We start from the raw sequence: 15,444 nt of genomic DNA, 5'->3' as shown, positions 1-15,444 counted from the left end.
CCGACGACCAGGGAGGCGCGCCATGAGGAGCTCGACGACGGGCAGCAGACCGGCCGGGGCCGACGGCGGACCCGAACGCCGCACCCCGGAGTTCGACGCGTTCGGCCCCTGGGTCGACCGGGTCCGGACCCCCGAGGACGTGCCGCCCCTGTACCGGGAGCACCCCGTCGACCTCGCCGCGGCGCACCTGGTGCTCAAGGTCCCGCGGGACGTCGCGCGGCGCGACGCCCACCCGGACATGGACCTCTACGACCACCTGCTGGTCCTCGGCGCCGACCGGCTCACGGTGCTCAGCCGGCGCACCGGTGCAGCGGACGCGCGGGGCTACGACGTCCGCGAGCTCCCCTACGACCAGGTCGCCGCGGTCGGCACCAGCGTGGACCTGCTCGACGGCCGGCTCGTCGTGCACGCGCTCGCCGGGGCCCCCGTGGCGGTCCGGTACAACGGCTCCGCCGCCGAGGCGGTCGACGAGCTCGTGGAGCTGGTCCGCAGCCTCGCCTGGCCGGTGCCCGCATCCGGACCGGCGGCGCCGCACCGCGACCTCGGCCCCGCGATCGGGCGGCTGTCCCGGCGCGCTCTGGGGGAGAAGGAGATCGGGCTGGTCGCGGCCTACCGGGAGGTCGCCGACCGGGAGCCCGGCCTGCAGGCGGTCGCCGCGCACCCGCGCCAGGTCGTGCGCCCGGCCGGCGGCGGGCTCGCGCGCCTCGTGCACGCGCTGCACCCGATGACGGTGCACGCCGCCGTGCTCGCCTCCACCGGGCGGGAGCTGCAGGTGTTCGGCCGGCGCGACCCGCTGGTCCGTGGTCGGACGCCGGTGCACTCCGAGTCCCGCCTGGTGCTGCCCCTCGACCGGCTGACCGGCGTCGCGTCGCACCCGCACCCCCGCTACCCGGAGGTCACGCTGGTCGTGCTGCGCGCCGGCGACGCCTCGGTCGAGCTGCCGGTGCCGGCGGGCTCGGCCGCGGAGCGGGTGCTCGGTCGCCTGCTCGGCGGGGTGTGACGCCGGTCAGGCCTCGAACCCCGTCATCCGGACCAGCCGCGCCGGCACCCCGGCGACGACCGCGTCCGCGGGCACGTCGCGGGTGACCACCGCGCCCGCGCCGACCACCGCGCCGTCGCCGATCGTCACGCCGGGCACGACCGTGACCCCCGCGCCGAGCCAGACCTTCCGGCCGATCACGACCGGGGCGGGCACCATGTCCGCGCGCCGGGCCGGGTCGACCGCGTGGTTCAGCGTCGTGAGGGTGCAGCCGTGCCCGATCAGCGTGCCGTCGCCGATGGTCAGCCCGCCCGCGTCCTGGAACCGGCAGCCCATGTTGATGAACACGTCCGCGCCGAGCCTCAGGTTCCTGCCGAACTCGCACAGGAACGGCGGGAACAGCGTGACCGACGCGTCCACGGGTCGCCCCGTCAGCCGCTCGAGCAGCGCGCGCACCTCCTCGGGCGTGCGGTAGCCGCCGTTCAGCTCCGCGAGGACCTGCATCGCCTCCTGCGCGGCCTCGTGCAGGACGCGGTGCTGCGCCGACCCGCCCTCGATGACGTCCCCGCGCGCGACGTGCGCGAGCAGGTCCTCGAGGCCGGTCACCGGTCCGCCCGTCCGGCCGGTGCGGTGGCGGTGGTCGCCGGGTCGATCTCCGTCGGGTCGGTCGTCGCCGGGTCGCTCGCCCACGACGCCAGCAGCCGCAGGCGCTCGGCGGACGCCGATCCGGGCTCGGCCGTGTAGACCATCAGGACCTGCCCGGGCTCGGCGGTGATCGCGAGCTCCTCGTAGGCGAGGGTGAGCTCGCCGACCACCGGGTGGTGGAACCGCTTGGTGCCGGCGCCGTGCGTGCGGACGTCGTGCGCGCCCCACAGGCGGCGGAACACGTCGCTGCGGGTCGACAGCTCGCCGACGAGGTCCTGCAGCCCCTTGTCGTGCGGGTCGCGGCCGGCCTCGGTCCGCATGATCGCGACGCACATCTCCGCGAACAGGTCCCAGTCCGGGTAGAAGTCGCGCGCCGCCGGGTCGAGGAACTGGAACCGGGCGAGGTTCGGCACGCGGCCGCCGTCACCGAGGACGGGGGAGTAGAACGCCCGGCCCAGCGCGTTCGTCGCGAGCAGGTCCTGGCGCTGGTCGCGGACGAACGCCACCCCGTCGGTGATCGCCGCCAGCGCCCACTGCAGGCTCGGCCGGGCCACGGACGACCGGGTCGCGCGCCGACGGGCGCGGCCCGAGGACGGCACGCCGTCGGCCGCGCGGGCCAGGTCGAGCAGGTGCGCGCGCTCGGTGTCGTCGAGCCGCAGCGCCCGCGCGACGGCGTCCAGGACCGACGCGGACGCTCCGCCGATCGCGCCCCGCTCGAGCTTCGCGTAGTACTCCACGCTCACCCCGGCCAGCGCCGCGACCTCGCTGCGACGCAGCCCCGGGACGCGCCGGTTCGCGCCGCCGACGACGCCCGCGTCCTGCGGCGTGACCTTGGCGCGCCGTGACATGAGGAACTCGCGCACATCCGCTCGGTTGTCCATGCCCCGACGGTAGGCCCGGCGCGCGCGCCGAGACAGGCCCCGCCGTGGGGCGCCCTGCCGGTACACCCCTCGGCAGGGACTCCCCGGGCGGCGGCGCGGGGAGTTGGCTGGGGACCGCACCCACCGTCAGAGAGAGGCAGCACCATGCGCGCCGTCATCATGTACGCCCCCGGCGACGTCCGCGTCGACGACACCGAGCGGCCGACCCTCGTCGAGCCGACCGACGCGATCATCCGGCTCGCCGCGACCTGCGTCTGCGGCTCCGACCTGTGGCCCTACCGCGGCACCGACGCGGTCGACCACCAGCCGATGGGACACGAGTACGTGGGTGTCGTCGAGGAGGTCGGCGCGGGCGTCCGCGAGATCCGGGTCGGGGACTTCGTCGTCGGGTCGTTCTTCTCCTCGGACAACACCTGCGAGATCTGCCGCGCCGGCTACCAGTCCCACTGCGTGCACCGCGGCCCCGGCGCCGCCCCGGGCGCGCAGGCCGAGTACGCGCGCATCCCGCACGCCGACGGCACGCTCGTCGCGACCCCCGGGACCCCGGACCCGGACCTGATCCCGTCGCTGCTGGCCGCGTCCGACGTGCTCGGCACCGGCTGGTTCGCGGCGGTCGCCGCCCAGGTCGGGCCAGGGAAGACCGTCGCGGTCGTCGGAGACGGGGCCGTGGGCCTGCTCGGCGTGCTCGCCGCGCGCCGGCTGGGCGCCGAGCGGGTCATCGCGATGTCCCGGCACGCCGACCGGCAGGCGCTCGCGCGCCGGTTCGGCGCCACGGACGTCGTCGAGGAGCGCGGTGACGCGGGCGTGGCCCGGATCAAGGAGCTCACCGGCGGCCTCGGGGCGCTCAGCACCATCGAGGCGGTCGGCACCCAGGAGTCGATGATGCAGGCGGTCCGCGCCACCCGCGCCGGCGGGCACGTCGGGTACGTCGGCGTCTCGCACGACGTCGCGCTCCCCGGCGAGGAGCTGTTCTTCTCCGGCGTGCACCTGCACGGCGGCCCGGCCCCCGTGCGCCGGTTCCTGCCCGAGCTGGTCCGGCTGATCTGGGACCGCGAGATCGACCCGGGCCAGGTCTTCGACCTGACGCTGCCGATCGAGGAGGCCGCCGAGGCGTACCGGGCGATGGACGAGCGCCGCGCCACGAAGGTGCTCCTGACCTTCTGACCGCCCGCGGACGCCGAGGAGCAGGTCCATGAGCAACCGCACCACCCGGGCGTGGCCCGTCGTCGCCACCGCGGTCGCCCTGCTGGCCCTGGCCGGCTGCGACGCCCCGCGACCTGCGACCACAAGCCCGACCCCGACCGAGAGGAGCACCACCATGACGCCCCCACCCGGCGCCACGCCGGACCCGACCGCCGCAGCCCAGCCCGCCTCGGACGGCACCCCGGTCCTGCTCACCGTCGACGGCACCACCGTCCCGGGAGTGCTCTGGGACAACCCCGGAGCCCGGGCGCTGGCGGCGCGCCTGCCGGTCACGCTGACGCTGCGTGACCACAACGGGCTCGAGAAGACCGGGCGGCTCGACCCGCCGGTCGACATGACGGGCATGCCCGCGGGGGACGACCCCGGACCCGGCGAGATCGGCTGGTACGCGCCCTCGTCGGACCTGGTCCTCTACTACGGCGACGTCGGCTACTGGACGGGCATCTCCCGCCTGGGCACGTTCGACGCGAGCGCGATCGACCTGCTCGCCGACGGGCCCGACCAGGTCACCGTGACCCTCGCACCCGCCGACAGCTGACCCGCACCCACCACCAGGAGGAGACGACCATGAAGATCACCCCGAGCGGCGGCCGGACCGTCGCGGGCCCTGCCGACTGGTTCACCGGCACCGTCTCCATCGACGGCGTGCGCGACCCCGACGAGCAGTCCGCGATCGGGTGCGCGCACGTCCGGTTCGCGCCGGGAGCGCGCACCGCGTGGCACCGCCACCCCCGCGGCCAGACCCTCTACGTGACCGACGGCATCGGCTACGTCGCCCGTCGCGGCGGCGAGCCGCAGGAGATCCGCCCCGGCGACGTCGTGTTCATCGAGCCCGGCGAGGAGCACTGGCACGGCGCCACGCCCGAGCGGTTCATGGCGCACGTCGCGATGCAGGAGGCCGACGACCAGGGGCGGGTCGTGACGTGGCTCGAGCACGTGACCGACGAGGACTACCAGGGGAGCTGACCCCGGGGTACGTGCTCGGCCTGCTCCACTACGGAGTTCCTGCCGGCACCCCCGTCGAACGCGGTCGAGCGGTGCTGAGTGCACCGCGGGGCTCCCTACGGTCCCGGACCAGGTGATCCGGTCCTCGGTCGCCGCTCGCCCCCGGGGAAGGCCTGCTCCGCGTGCACGCGATCCGATCCCTGCCGTCTGCTTCCTCCCGGGCCGCCCGGATGCGCAGGGTGGTGGGGCGTGGCCTGACGGCGGCGGCCGTGGTCGGCTCGTTGGTGGCGGTGGTGCTCGTGCCTGCGCAGCCCTCGGCCGCCCAGCAGCGGGCCGAAGCGGTTCGCGACGTGGTGGCGAATCACCAGCACGCAGGAGTATGGCGGTCCTTCGACCAGGGATCAGAACCCCCGAGCCGCCGTGAGGAGGCATTGTGGTGATGAGGACCGCCGAGGTACCCGTGCAGTGGCGTGCGGCACCGGGTCTGGACCGCGAGGCCGGGGTGCTGATCGTCGGGGTGGGGACGAGTCACCTCGATGTGCGGTCGGCCGGGATGCACCATCTCGTGGAGCACCTGGTGATGCAGCAGGTCGGGGACCTGCCGTTCGACGCCAACGCCACCTCGGGCGCCGAGTGCGTGGTGTTCGAGGCCGCGGGTACCCGGGCGCAGGTGCTGGAGTTCGTGCGTGCGGTCGCGGACGCGATCTGCGCGGTGCACCGTGGTCCGTCGTCCGAGCTGGTCGCCCAGCAGCAGTGGGTGCTCGCCACGGAGCAGGCCAGGAGGACGACCGGGGTGATCGGACCGTGGACGGCGCGGTACGGGTGCGCGGGACCTGGCCTGGCCGAGCTGCCCGAGATCGGCGCCATGCGTGCCACGGCCGAGGATGTCCGCGCGTTCGCTCGCAGGTGGTTCGTGGCCCCGCACGCACGTGTCGCTCTGTCGTTCGAGCCCGACGGCCCGTGGGGTGTCCAGCTGCCCGACGGTCCGGACCGCAGCGACCAGGTGTGGCGGGCGAGTGCCCGGTCGTCGCGACGGGCGTTCTGCGAGACCGACACGGGTGCGGTGACCCTCTCGTTCGACGCCGAGCAGGTGCCCGGCGACGTCCTGGTCCACGAGGTGCTGGTGCGTTCCCTGATGAGGGACCTGAGACACGAGCACGCCCTGATCTACAGCGCTGAGTCCACGATCTGCGCGACCGGACCCGGACGACGTGCCCTGCTCGTCACGCTGGACCCGCTCCCGCAGGTGGTCGACGCCACGGTCGGCCGTGCGCTCCGCGTGCTGGACGAGCTCGCCGACACCGGGCCGGGCGAACGCCTCCTGGAGGACGCCCGGACGGTGGTGTCGACGCACCTGTCCGAGCCGATCGAGCTGTTCGCGCGGTTCGTGGGCGAGGTGACCGACGAGCTGCGTGGCGAGGACCGGGTCGACGTCGCCCGAACTCAGCGCGCCGTGCAGCAGCTGTCCGTCTCCGACGTCCGAGACCGCGTGGGGGACCTCGCCTCCACCCTGGTGCTGACGGTGCCCGAGGGCAGTGACCTCACGGACGACACCAGGTGCAGGCTCGCCGCAGCAGGGCTGGACCGCCGCGACGTGGTCACCACCGACAGGCGCCCCGCCGCCGAGGTGCGCCGCGAGCTCCTCACCCACGCACCTGCCACCGGCTCGGCGACGGGCGGCGCTCGGTTCCGCCCGACCCGCGGGTACTACCCACGCCTCACCGGCCCGGTGCGCGGTGTGCACCTGTGGATCGGGCCCGGGCACCTCACCCTGATCCCTCGCGACGGGCCCGCGTTGCGGTTCGACGCCCGCGACGTCGTCGTCACCGAGACCGACCCCGACGGCACGGTCACGCTGCTCACCCACGCCGGCGGTCGGATCGCGGTCAACCCCCGGCACTTCCGTGGCGCGGCCCGGTGGTGGAAGCACTTCTGGGATCACCTGGACGCAGAGGTCCTGCACCTGCCGGGATGACCCGCCGCGGGTCGAGCGGGTGCACGCCGGCGAGCCGCCGGCCGCGCGCCTTCCGGCTGGCGCGGGTGGTGAGGACCTGCCCGCTGCACGCGTCGTTGTCGGCGAGGCGGCCCGGGCCGCGGTCAGGCGAGCCCCAGCAAGCGCCGCTCGCAGGCCCCCAGGCTCGCCACCGGCGCCCCGCGATCCCGGTGCGATCTGCCCGGGGTACGGTCGTGAGCCATGTCACGTGGACAGAGGGCCCTGGTGCTGGGCGGGACCGAGTTCCTCGGGGTGCACCTCGTCGAGGCGCTCGTCGCGGCGGGATGGGACGTGACCTTGTTCAACCGGGGGGTCACGCAGCCGGCCCTGTTCGACACGCTCGTCCGGCTGCGGGGCGACCGCGACGGCGACGTCTCCGCCCTCGACGGAAGCACGTGGGACGTCGTGTTCGACCTGTCGGCCTTCCACCCCGACCAGGTCGACCGCACCGCTGCTCATCTGGTGGAGGGGTGCGGGCACTACGTCCTCGTCTCCAGCGTCTCCGCCTACGCCGATCTCCGCCGTCCCGGGACGACGGAGGAAGCAGCCCTCGGCCGGCTCGACGGCCCCGTGCCGACCGAGGTCGACGGCGCGTCCTACGGTCCGCTCAAGGCGTTGTGCGAGGCACGCGTCACTGACCTGTTCGCGAGTCGGACGATCGTCCGGCCGACCGTCGTCGTCGGGCCCCACGACCCGTCGGACCGCCTGACGTACTGGGTGCTCCGGCTCAGCGGGGCCGGTCCGCACGTCGTCCCGCCCGACCTGGACTCCGCGGTCCAGTACATCGACGCCCGTGACCTGGCCGCGTGGATGGTCCAGCTGGGCGTGAGCCGCGACCGCGGGGTGTACAACGCGGCTGCTGACCACGTGCCGTTCGCTCGCCTCGCCCAGGTCGTCGCGGACGTCGCCGGCGTGGAGCTGCGACCCGTGCAGCTGAGCGGGGAGCAGATGGCCGCGGAGGGGGTGCGCCCGTGGCTGGACCTTCCCCTGTGGCTCCCACCCGCGGATCTCGACATGCGCGGCTTCTTCCGGGTCGACGCCTCGCGCGCGGTGAGCGCGGGACTGCGGACACGCCCGCTGGTGGACACCGTCCGGGACACCCTGGAGTGGGCGCGCGCCCGCGACGCCGGCGCACTGCGCGCCGGCCTGAGCAGTGAGCGGGAGGCCGAGCTGGTCGCGCGGTACGGAGAGACGGCGTGAGGCAACCCAGGACACGGCAAGAGCCCCAGGTCTGTGACCTAGGGCTCTGCTGGTGGGCGATACTGGGATCGAACCAGTGACCTCTTCCGTGTCAGGGAAGCGCGCTACCGCTGCGCCAATCGCCCGTGGTGCTCGAGAGCACCGCGTTACTACGAGGTGGAGACGGGATTCGAACCCGTGTGGACGGCTTTGCAGGCCGCTGCCTCGCCTCTCGGCCACTCCACCCTGAGACCTCAGTCCTCAGCGACCGATGAAGGTCGGCCGGGAGTGTCTGCCTCCGAGCGGACGACGGGATTCGAACCCGCGACCCTCACCTTGGCAAGGTGATGCTCTACCACTGAGCCACGTCCGCACGCCTGTCCCGCCGGTTCTCACCGGCGTTCCTGGTGCGTCGAGAACATTAGCCGACTTCTGCGGGGAGAGTCCAATTGGTCCCCCTGACCTCGGGTGTCCCGCGTGATCACGCGGATCCGGGGGTCCTGGCGGGTGTCGTGGGTGGTCGGGAGGGCCGTCGGGGGTGGCTACCGTGACGTGGTGCACAGTGCTGAGTCGCGTCCGTCGCGCCCGGGGACCGCGTGGTTCGGCGGGTGGGTGCTGCGTGACCCCGTCGAGCACGTGCCGGACGTGGCCGCCGAGCCGTGGCGGCTCGCGGTGCCGGGGCGGTGGGTGCTGGTGGGGGACTTCGACGGGCCCGTCGCGGCCTGGCGGTTCGGGCACGAGCGGGGGAGCGACGGGCCTGGACCCGCGGCCGCCGGCTGGCGTGGTCCCGACCCGGACTCGTGGACGTCGTCGGTGGACGAGCAGGGCTACGTCGACGCGGTGGCCGCGCTGCGCGAGGCCGTCCGCGAGGGCACGGTGTACCAGGCGAACCTCTGCCGGGTCCTGTCCGCGCCCCTGCCGGCCGAGCACGGCAGGGAGCCGGACGCCCGGGCGCTGGGCGTGGCGCTGGCGGCGGGGAACCCCGCGCCCTACGCGGGCGGCGTGCAGGTGCCGGGCGGCGGCGACCTGCCGGGTGTCTGGGTCGTCACCGCGTCCCCGGAGCTGTACCTGCGGGTCGAGGACGGCTGGGTGACCTCCGCGCCGATCAAGGGCACGGCGGTGACCGCGGCGGGTCTGACGGACAAGGACCGCGCCGAGAACGTGATGATCACCGACCTGGTGCGCAACGACCTGCAGCGGGTGTGCGAGCCGGGCACGGTCGAGGTGACGACGCTGCTCGGCGTCGAGGAGCACCCCGGTCTGGCCCACCTGGTCTCGACGGTGCGGGGTCGGCTGCGTCCGGACGTGCGGGGAGCGGGGGACCTGTGGGGTCCGCTGCTCGCGGCGACCTACCCGCCGGGCTCGGTGTCCGGTGCCCCGAAGTCCTCGGCCCTCGACCTGATCGCCCGGCTCGAGCCCGTCCCGCGCGGCCCGTACTGCGGGGCGGTGGGGTGGGTGGATGTCGGCGCGGACGGGTCCGTGCGGGCCGAGCTCGCCGTGGGCATCCGCACGTTCGTGTGGCGCGACGGCGTGCTGCGGTTCGGCACCGGCGCGGGGATCACCTGGGGGAGCGACGCGGACGCGGAGTGGCGGGAGACGGAGCTGAAGGCGCGCCGCCTGGTCGCGCTGGCGTCGGGCACCCCGGTGGGAGACTGGCGGCCGTGACGAGCGTGGTGTGGGCCGGTGGCCGGCTGCGGGACCCCGGTGAGCCGCTGGTGACGGCGCTCGACCCGGGGCTGACCACCGGGCTCGGGGTGTTCGAGACCTGCGCGGTGTCCGGCGGTCACGCGTTCGCGCTCACCCGGCACCTGGACCGGCTCGCGGCGTCGCTGCGGGCGCTGGACCTGCCGATGGTCGACCTCGACGAGGCGCGGGCGGGCGTGGCGGCGGTGCTGGCGGCCGGTGGTGCCGGGCTCGGGCGGGTGCGCGTCACGGTGACGCCCGGCACGCCCGGCGCCGGCCGGCCCACGCTGCTGGTCACCGGCGGGCCGGCGCCCGTGCGGGGCCCGGCGCACGTGGTGCGCAGCGCGTGGGTGCGGGGTGAGCGGTCGCCGCTCGCCGGGCACAAGTCGACGTCCTACGCGGCGGACGTGCTGGCCCTGGCCGCCGCGACCCGTGCGGGCGGCAACGAGGCCGTGCTCGCGAACAGCCGGGGCGCGCTCTGCGAGGGCACGGGGTCGAACGTGTTCGTCGAGCGTGACGGCGAGCTTGCTGACGCCGGAGCTGTCGTCGGGCTGCCTGCCGGGCGTGACGCGCGCGCTCGTCCTGGAGTGGGCGGCGGGTGCGGACCTGCCGGTGCGGGAGGCGCCCGCCGACGCGCTGCCGTGGTCGGTGCTGGACGACGTCGCCCGGGGGGCCGCGCACCTCGCGCTCAGCGGGTCGCTGCGCGGGTTCGTGGCCGTGCGCGTGCTCGACGGGGCGCCGGTGTCGCCGGGACCGCTGGTCGACGAGGTCGCCCGGCTGTTCGCCGAGCGCGCGGGTGCGGACCCCGATCCCTGAGAGGGGCGGGGTCAGGCGGTGAGCAGCGCCGCGATGAGGGCGGCGATCTCGCCCTCCATGCGGTCGCTCTCGGTGCCGAGCGCGACGAGCTGCTCGGTCGCGGTGAGGAACCGCTCGAGGGGCTCGGAGGGCGACGCGAGCAGCGCGCTGCCCTCGATGCCGGTCAGCGAGATGAGGGTGAACAGCGGGTCCTCGTCGCGCCACACCTGGACGTCCCCGGAGCCGGCCGGGTCCTCGGAGTCGGCGAGCATCCCCTGGAGCAGGAGCTCGCGACCCAGGAGCCACACCGACGTGGACTGGGGGCTGGTGAACACGGCGCGCACCGTGTAGGGGTCGCTCACGCGGTACGACAGCTCCGCGGTGACCGGCAGGACGCTGGCATCGGAGCTGATGAGCTGCATGGCGACGGACTCGACGACGTCGTACGAGCGCTGGGCCACTGCATCCTCCTTCACACACGTCACGCGAGACGACCATCATGACAGCCGGGGCGCCAGGTGCCGAGGTCGGGCGGCGAGTTTCACCCGGTAGGCCGCACGGGTGACCCCCGACGTGCCGTGCGCGGTGGTCGCGAGGGGCGCCGATCCCGCTGGTGGCGCGGATCTGCCGCCCCTGCCGGCCCGGTGCGGCGCCCGGTTTCGGAGTTGGCCCCGGGTTCGGGTAGAGTCCTTTCCCGCCGGGCGATTGGCGCAGTGGTAGCGCGCTTCGTTCACACCGAAGAGGTCACTGGTTCGAACCCAGTATCGCCCACCGGCACGACGGCCCCGAGGTCCCCAGCGGACCCGGGGCCGTCGTCGTTCCACGGACCGGGTGAACCGGTCGGTAGCATCGTCCGAGGATCCCGCGTGTCCGGCGCGGGCCCGACCCGAGGAGACCATGCACGTGTCCGAGCTCATCACCCTCACCGTCGACGGCACCAGCACCACGGCCGAGGCGGGGACGACGGGCACGGACCTGTTCTCCGCGCGCCGCGAGGTCGTCGTCGCCCGCGTCGACGGGGAGCTGTGGGACCTGTCCCGGCCGCTGCCCGACGGTGCCGTCGTCGAGGCCGTCACCATCGACTCGCCCGACGGGCTGGCCGTCCTGCGCCACTCCGCCGCGCACGTGCTCGCGCAGGCGGTGCAGGAGGTCAACCCGACCGCGAAGCTGGGCATCGGCCCGCCGGTGACCGACGGCTTCTACTACGACTTCGACGTCGCGGACCCGTTCACCCCGGAGGACCTGAAGGCCCTGGAGAAGGTGATGTCCCGGATCGTCAAGGAGGGGCAGACCTTCCGCCGGGTCGAGGTCACGGACGACGAGGCGCGCGCGCTGGCGGCGGACGAGCCCTACAAGCTCGAGCTGATCGGCCTGAAGTCCACGGCCGACACCGCGGGCGAGGGCGCGTCGGTCGAGGTCGGCCAGGGCGGCCTCACCTACTACCAGAACGTGCGCGGCGCGGGCCGGGAGACCGAGACGGTCGTGTGGCAGGACCTGTGCCGCGGCCCGCACCTGCCCAGCACGAAGCTGCTCGGCAACGGGTTCCAGCTGACCCGGTCGGCGGCCGCCTACTGGCGCGGGTCCGAGAAGAACCCGCAGCTGCAGCGCGTCTACGGCACCGCGTGGCCGACCAAGGACGAGCTGAAGGCGTACCTGGACCGCGTGGCCGAGGCCGAGCGCCGCGACCACCGCCGGCTGGGCACCGAGCTCGACCTGTTCTCGTTCCCGGACGAGATCGGCTCCGGCCTGGCGGTGTTCCACCCCAAGGGCGGCATCATCCGCATGGAGATGGAGGAGTACTCGCGGCGCAAGCACGTCGAGGCGGACTACTCGTTCGTGAACTCCCCGCACATCACCAAGCAGCAGCTCTTCGAGATCTCGGGCCACCTGGACTGGTACGCCGACGGCATGTACCCGCCCATGCAGCTGGACGAGGAGCGCGACGCGGACGGCAACATCCGCAAGGCGGGGCAGAACTACTACCTCAAGCCGATGAACTGCCCGATGCACAACCTGATCTTCGACTCCCGGGGCCGGTCGTACCGCGAGCTGCCGCTGCGGCTGTTCGAGTTCGGCACGGTGTACCGGTACGAGAAGTCCGGCGTGGTGCACGGCCTGACCCGCGCGCGCGGCTTCACGCAGGACGACGCGCACATCTACTGCACCCGCGACCAGATGAAGGGGGAGCTCACCAGCCTGCTCACCTTCGTCCTCGACCTGCTCAAGGACTACGGCCTCGACGACTTCTACCTGGAGCTGTCGACCCGCAACCCCGAGAAGTCGGTCGGCGAGGACGCCGCGTGGGAGGAGGCGACCGAGACCCTGCGTCAGGTCGCCGAGGAGTCCGGCCTCGAGCTGGTCCCCGACCCGGGCGGCGCCGCGTTCTACGGCCCGAAGATCTCGGTCCAGGCGAAGGACGCCATCGGCCGCACCTGGCAGATGTCGACCATCCAGCTCGACTTCAACCTGCCTGAGCGGTTCGAGCTCGCGTACACCGCCGCCGACGGCACCCGCCAGCGGCCGGTGATGATCCACCGTGCCCTGTTCGGGTCGATCGAGCGGTTCTTCGCGGTGCTCACCGAGCACTACGCGGGGGCGTTCCCGGCCTGGCTCGCGCCGGTCCAGGTGCTCGCGGTGCCGGTCGCCGAGCCGTTCGAGCCGTACCTCGAGGACGTCGTCGCGCAGCTGAAGGCCCAGGGGATCCGTGCCGAGCTCGACCGGTCCAGCGACCGGTTCGGCAAGAAGATCCGCAACGCGAGCACGCAGAAGATCCCGTTCGTGCTGATCGCGGGGGGTGAGGACGCGGAGGCCGGCGCGGTGTCGTTCCGGTACCGCGACGGCCGCCAGGAGAACGGCGTGCCGGTGGCCGAGGCCGTGCAGCGCGTCGTGACCGCGGTCCGCGAGCACGCGCAGGTCTGACCCGGTGCCCGAGGACGACCGACCCGACGGCGCGGTGGCCCAGGACGCCGCCGCGCTGCCGGGCGTGCCCGACGGCTTCGGCCGGCTGTGGACCCCGCACCGGATGGCGTACATCGGCGGCGAGAACAAGCCCGCCGACGACGCCGCCGGTGACGGGTGCCCGTTCTGCCGCATCCCGTCGCTGACCGACGAGGACGGCCTGGTGGTGGCGCGGGGCGCCGTCGCCTACGTCGTGCTCAACCTCTACCCGTACAACGGCGGGCACGTGCTGGTGGTCCCGTACCGGCACGTCGCCGACTACACGGACCTGACCGACGCGGAGGTCGCCGAGGTCGCGGAGCTGACCCGCACGGCGATGCGGGTGCTGCGCGCGGTCTCCGGCCCGCACGGGTTCAACCTGGGCATGAACCAGGGCGACGTCGCGGGGGCCGGCATCGCCGCGCACCTGCACCAGCACGTCGTGCCGCGCTGGTCGGGCGACGCGAACTTCCTGCCGGTCGTCGGCCGGACGCGCGCGCTGCCCGAGCTGCTCGCGGACACGCGCGCACGGCTGGCGGCCGGCTGGCCCGCCGCCGACCACCAGAAGGGATGACCCGCACGTGCTGAACCGACTGCGCGGGGCCATGACGCGGATCTTCACGCCCGTGGCCGACGCGCTCCTCAAGCGCGGGGTGTCGCCCGACGCGGTGACGATCACCGGCACGGTGGCGGTCGTCGTCACCGCCCTGTGGCTGTACCCGACCGGGCACTTCCTCGCCGCGAGCCTCGTGATCGCGGTGTTCGTGCTCACCGACAGCCTGGACGGGGTGATGGCGCGGCGCGCCGGTCGCTCCGGGCCGTGGGGGGCGTTCCTCGACTCGACGCTCGACCGGTTCGGCGACGCGGCGATCTTCTCCGGCCTGGTGCTGTACTTCGTGGGCGACGGCGACTCGTGGGGCGTCGGGACCGCGCTGGCGTGCCTGGTGCTCGGCTCGGTGGTCCCGTACGCCCGGGCGCGTGCCGAGGGGCTGGGCATGACCGCGCAGGTCGGGATCGCCGAGCGCGCCGACCGGCTCGCGGCGGTGCTGGTCGCGACCCTGCTCGTCGGTCTGGGTCTGCCGCAGGTCGTGCTGGTCGTCGTGCTGGCGCTGCTGGCCGTCGCCTCGCTGGTGACGATCGTGCAGCGGATGGCCACCGTGCGGCGCCAGGCGGTGGGAGCCGCGTGACCGCCCCGCAGGCCCTCGGCCCCCGACGCGGCCGGATCGACGTCGCGCGCGCCTACGCGTTCGCCTGGCGGGTCGTCGGCAAGGTCCCCGACCCGGTGGTCCGCGGGGTGTTCCGGCTGATCGCCGACGTGGTCTGGCTGCGCCGCGGCGCGGGGGTCCGGCAGCTCGAGGCCAACCTGCGCCGCGTCCGCCCGCAGGCGCGCCCGGAGGAGATCCGCCGGCTCGGGCTGCTCGGGATGCGGTCGTACATGCGGTACTTCGGCGAGGCGTTCGCGCTGGTCGGGGTGTCGCACGCGCAGATCGACGCCCGGGTGCGGCTGGTGAACCCGGAGCTGATCCGGGCGACGATCGCCGAGGGCCGGATGACGGTCCTCGCGCTCGGGCACCTGGGCAACTGGGACCTGGCCGGCGCGTACGCCACCCGCAACCTCGGCCGGACCGTCACGGTCGCCGAGCGGCTCAAGCCCGAGGCGCTGTTCCAGGAGTTCCTGCGGTTCCGGCAGGGCCTGGGCCTGGAGATCATCCCGCTGGAGACCGCGGGCGGCGGGGTGTTCCGCGAGCTCGTCCGGGCCGTGCGGCAGCCGGTCGGCGGGCTGCTGCCGCTCCTGGCCGACCGGGACCTCACGTCCCGGGGGGTCGAGGTCGACCTGTTCGGCGAGCGCGCGCGCGTCGCCGCCGGGCCCGCCGCGCTGGCGGTCGCGACCGGCGCCCCGCTGTGCACGGCGTCGATCACCTACGAGCGGCTGCACGGCGAGCGCCGTCGCGCCGCGGGCACGCCCTGGGGGATCGTCATCGAGTTCGGCCGGCTGCTGACCACGCCCGACGACGTGCCGCGGTCCGAGCGCGTCGCCGCGCTGACCCAGGCCTGGGTGGACGACCTCGGCGCCGGCATCGCGCGGGCGCCGCAGGACTGGCACATGCTCCAGAAGGTGTTCGTCGCCGACCTCGACCCGGAGCGCTACGCCCGGACGCTGGCCGCCGAGGAGCGCTCCCGGTGACCGCGCCCGCCCCCGCGCG

General features: G+C 74.4%; 15 protein-coding genes, 4 tRNA genes and 1 pseudogene. 14 read left to right on the top strand and 6 right to left on the bottom strand.

Translation table 11 applies throughout. The features are described 5' to 3' along the window. Positions 1–22: 22 nt before the first annotated feature. Positions 23–1,000 (top strand): hypothetical protein, encoded by a 978-nt coding sequence (locus tag AC1VL8_RS15270; protein WP_483075759.1) that lies wholly within the window; start codon positions 23–25, stop codon positions 998–1,000. A 6-nt stretch (positions 1,001–1,006) separates the two neighbouring features. On the opposite strand, the gene AC1VL8_RS15265 is transcribed toward AC1VL8_RS15270, so the two are convergent. Together AC1VL8_RS15265 and AC1VL8_RS15260 are read right to left on the bottom strand one after the other, a co-directional pair. Then, positions 1,007–1,585, bottom strand: coding sequence for a DapH/DapD/GlmU-related protein (locus tag AC1VL8_RS15265; RefSeq protein WP_483075758.1), 579 nt, complete (start codon positions 1,583–1,585; stop codon positions 1,007–1,009). Then, on the bottom strand, positions 1,582–2,505 hold the full coding sequence (locus tag AC1VL8_RS15260) for a helix-turn-helix transcriptional regulator (RefSeq protein ID WP_483075757.1): 924 nt from the start codon (positions 2,503–2,505) through the stop codon (positions 1,582–1,584). Before AC1VL8_RS15260 ends, AC1VL8_RS15265 begins: the two co-directional genes overlap by 4 nt. 144 nt (positions 2,506–2,649) lie before the next feature. On the opposite strand from AC1VL8_RS15260, the gene AC1VL8_RS15255 reads away from it, so the two are divergent. From AC1VL8_RS15255 to AC1VL8_RS15235, 5 genes are all read left to right on the top strand, one after another. Continuing rightward, positions 2,650–3,669, top strand: coding sequence for a zinc-dependent alcohol dehydrogenase family protein (locus AC1VL8_RS15255; RefSeq protein WP_483075756.1), 1,020 nt, complete (start codon positions 2,650–2,652; stop codon positions 3,667–3,669). Between the two features lie 28 nt (positions 3,670–3,697). Beyond that, positions 3,698–4,246 carry a cyclophilin-like fold protein gene (locus tag AC1VL8_RS15250; RefSeq protein ID WP_483075755.1) on the top strand — a complete coding sequence of 183 codons (549 nt, stop codon included), beginning with the start codon at positions 3,698–3,700 and terminating at the stop codon, positions 4,244–4,246. 29 nt (positions 4,247–4,275) lie between these two features. Beyond that, on the top strand, positions 4,276–4,674 hold the full coding sequence (locus AC1VL8_RS15245; RefSeq protein WP_483075754.1) for a (R)-mandelonitrile lyase: 399 nt from the start codon (positions 4,276–4,278) through the stop codon (positions 4,672–4,674). Between the two features lie 418 nt (positions 4,675–5,092). Beyond that, entirely contained in the window at positions 5,093–6,628 is a 1,536-nt protein-coding gene (locus tag AC1VL8_RS15240; protein ID WP_483075753.1) for a peptidase M16 family protein, read from the top strand. Positions 6,629–6,847: 219 nt separating this feature from the next. Continuing rightward, positions 6,848–7,846, top strand: a complete 999-nt coding sequence (locus tag AC1VL8_RS15235) for an NAD-dependent epimerase/dehydratase family protein (protein ID WP_483075752.1) — start codon at positions 6,848–6,850, stop codon at positions 7,844–7,846. 50 nt (positions 7,847–7,896) lie between these two features. On the opposite strand, the gene AC1VL8_RS15230 is transcribed toward AC1VL8_RS15235, so the two are convergent. The 3 genes from AC1VL8_RS15230 to AC1VL8_RS15220 all read right to left on the bottom strand — a co-directional run bounded on the left by AC1VL8_RS15230 (position 7,897) and on the right by AC1VL8_RS15220 (position 8,198). Continuing rightward, positions 7,897–7,971: transfer RNA gene (locus AC1VL8_RS15230), tRNA-Val, on the bottom strand. Between the two features lie 29 nt (positions 7,972–8,000). Next, positions 8,001–8,071 (bottom strand) — tRNA-Cys (locus AC1VL8_RS15225). 55 nt (positions 8,072–8,126) lie between these two features. Then, a tRNA-Gly gene (locus tag AC1VL8_RS15220) sits at positions 8,127–8,198 on the bottom strand. 179 nt (positions 8,199–8,377) lie between these two features. Between AC1VL8_RS15220 and AC1VL8_RS15215 the strand changes: the two genes are divergently transcribed. The 3 genes and pseudogenes from AC1VL8_RS15215 (at position 8,378) to AC1VL8_RS15205 (ending at position 10,324) form a co-directional block, all read left to right on the top strand. After that, positions 8,378–9,490 carry a chorismate-binding protein gene (locus AC1VL8_RS15215; RefSeq protein WP_483075751.1) on the top strand — a complete coding sequence of 371 codons (1,113 nt, stop codon included), beginning with the start codon at positions 8,378–8,380 and terminating at the stop codon, positions 9,488–9,490. Further along, positions 9,412–9,975, top strand: a pseudogene (locus tag AC1VL8_RS15210) (aminotransferase class IV); the annotation flags it as partial. The gene AC1VL8_RS15215 and the pseudogene AC1VL8_RS15210, both read left to right, overlap by 79 nt. 46 nt (positions 9,976–10,021) lie before the next feature. Beyond that, positions 10,022–10,324, top strand: coding sequence for an aminotransferase class IV (locus AC1VL8_RS15205; RefSeq protein WP_483075750.1), 303 nt, complete (start codon positions 10,022–10,024; stop codon positions 10,322–10,324). Positions 10,325–10,335: 11 nt separating this feature from the next. Here AC1VL8_RS15205 and AC1VL8_RS15200 read toward each other — a convergent pair whose 3' ends face one another. Next, positions 10,336–10,764 carry an SsgA family sporulation/cell division regulator gene (locus tag AC1VL8_RS15200; RefSeq protein ID WP_389229488.1) on the bottom strand — a complete coding sequence of 143 codons (429 nt, stop codon included), beginning with the start codon at positions 10,762–10,764 and terminating at the stop codon, positions 10,336–10,338. Between the two features lie 238 nt (positions 10,765–11,002). Here AC1VL8_RS15200 and AC1VL8_RS15195 point away from each other — a divergent pair. The 5 genes from AC1VL8_RS15195 (at position 11,003) to AC1VL8_RS15175 (ending at position 15,425) form a co-directional block, all read left to right on the top strand. Beyond that, a tRNA-Val gene (locus AC1VL8_RS15195) sits at positions 11,003–11,074 on the top strand. 132 nt (positions 11,075–11,206) lie between these two features. Continuing rightward, positions 11,207–13,222: a threonine--tRNA ligase gene (thrS, locus tag AC1VL8_RS15190; RefSeq protein WP_483075749.1), complete on the top strand. Its 2,016-nt coding sequence runs from the start codon at positions 11,207–11,209 to the stop codon at positions 13,220–13,222. 4 nt (positions 13,223–13,226) lie between these two features. Beyond that, positions 13,227–13,814 (top strand): HIT family protein, encoded by a 588-nt coding sequence (locus tag AC1VL8_RS15185; protein WP_483075748.1) that lies wholly within the window; start codon positions 13,227–13,229, stop codon positions 13,812–13,814. A 7-nt stretch (positions 13,815–13,821) separates the two neighbouring features. Beyond that, positions 13,822–14,427: a phosphatidylinositol phosphate synthase gene (gene pgsA / locus AC1VL8_RS15180; protein ID WP_389229479.1), complete on the top strand. Its 606-nt coding sequence runs from the start codon at positions 13,822–13,824 to the stop codon at positions 14,425–14,427. Further along, on the top strand, positions 14,424–15,425 hold the full coding sequence (locus AC1VL8_RS15175) for a phosphatidylinositol mannoside acyltransferase (protein ID WP_483075747.1): 1,002 nt from the start codon (positions 14,424–14,426) through the stop codon (positions 15,423–15,425). Before pgsA ends, AC1VL8_RS15175 begins: the two co-directional genes overlap by 4 nt. Positions 15,426–15,444 lie beyond the last annotated feature (19 nt).

It is taken from the genome of Cellulomonas sp. KU4C, from assembly GCF_056868065.1.
Note: the sequence above shows the minus strand (reverse complement) of the source record. Positions and strands in the feature narration are given on the sequence as shown.

Excerpts from the sequence above, each read along its gene's own strand:
- AC1VL8_RS15235 (WP_483075752.1), top strand. The coding sequence starts at position 6,848 with ATGTCACGTGGACAGAGGGCCCTGGTGCTGGGCGGGACCGAGTTCCTC.
- AC1VL8_RS15245 (WP_483075754.1), top strand. The coding sequence starts at position 4,276 with ATGAAGATCACCCCGAGCGGCGGCCGGACCGTCGCGGGCCCTGCCGAC.
- AC1VL8_RS15260 (WP_483075757.1), bottom strand. The coding sequence starts at position 2,505 with ATGGACAACCGAGCGGATGTGCGCGAGTTCCTCATGTCACGGCGCGCC.
- AC1VL8_RS15270 (WP_483075759.1), top strand. The coding sequence starts at position 23 with ATGAGGAGCTCGACGACGGGCAGCAGACCGGCCGGGGCCGACGGCGGA.
- AC1VL8_RS15240 (WP_483075753.1), top strand. The coding sequence starts at position 5,093 with ATGAGGACCGCCGAGGTACCCGTGCAGTGGCGTGCGGCACCGGGTCTG.
- AC1VL8_RS15255 (WP_483075756.1), top strand. The coding sequence starts at position 2,650 with ATGCGCGCCGTCATCATGTACGCCCCCGGCGACGTCCGCGTCGACGAC.
- AC1VL8_RS15250 (WP_483075755.1), top strand. The coding sequence starts at position 3,698 with ATGAGCAACCGCACCACCCGGGCGTGGCCCGTCGTCGCCACCGCGGTC.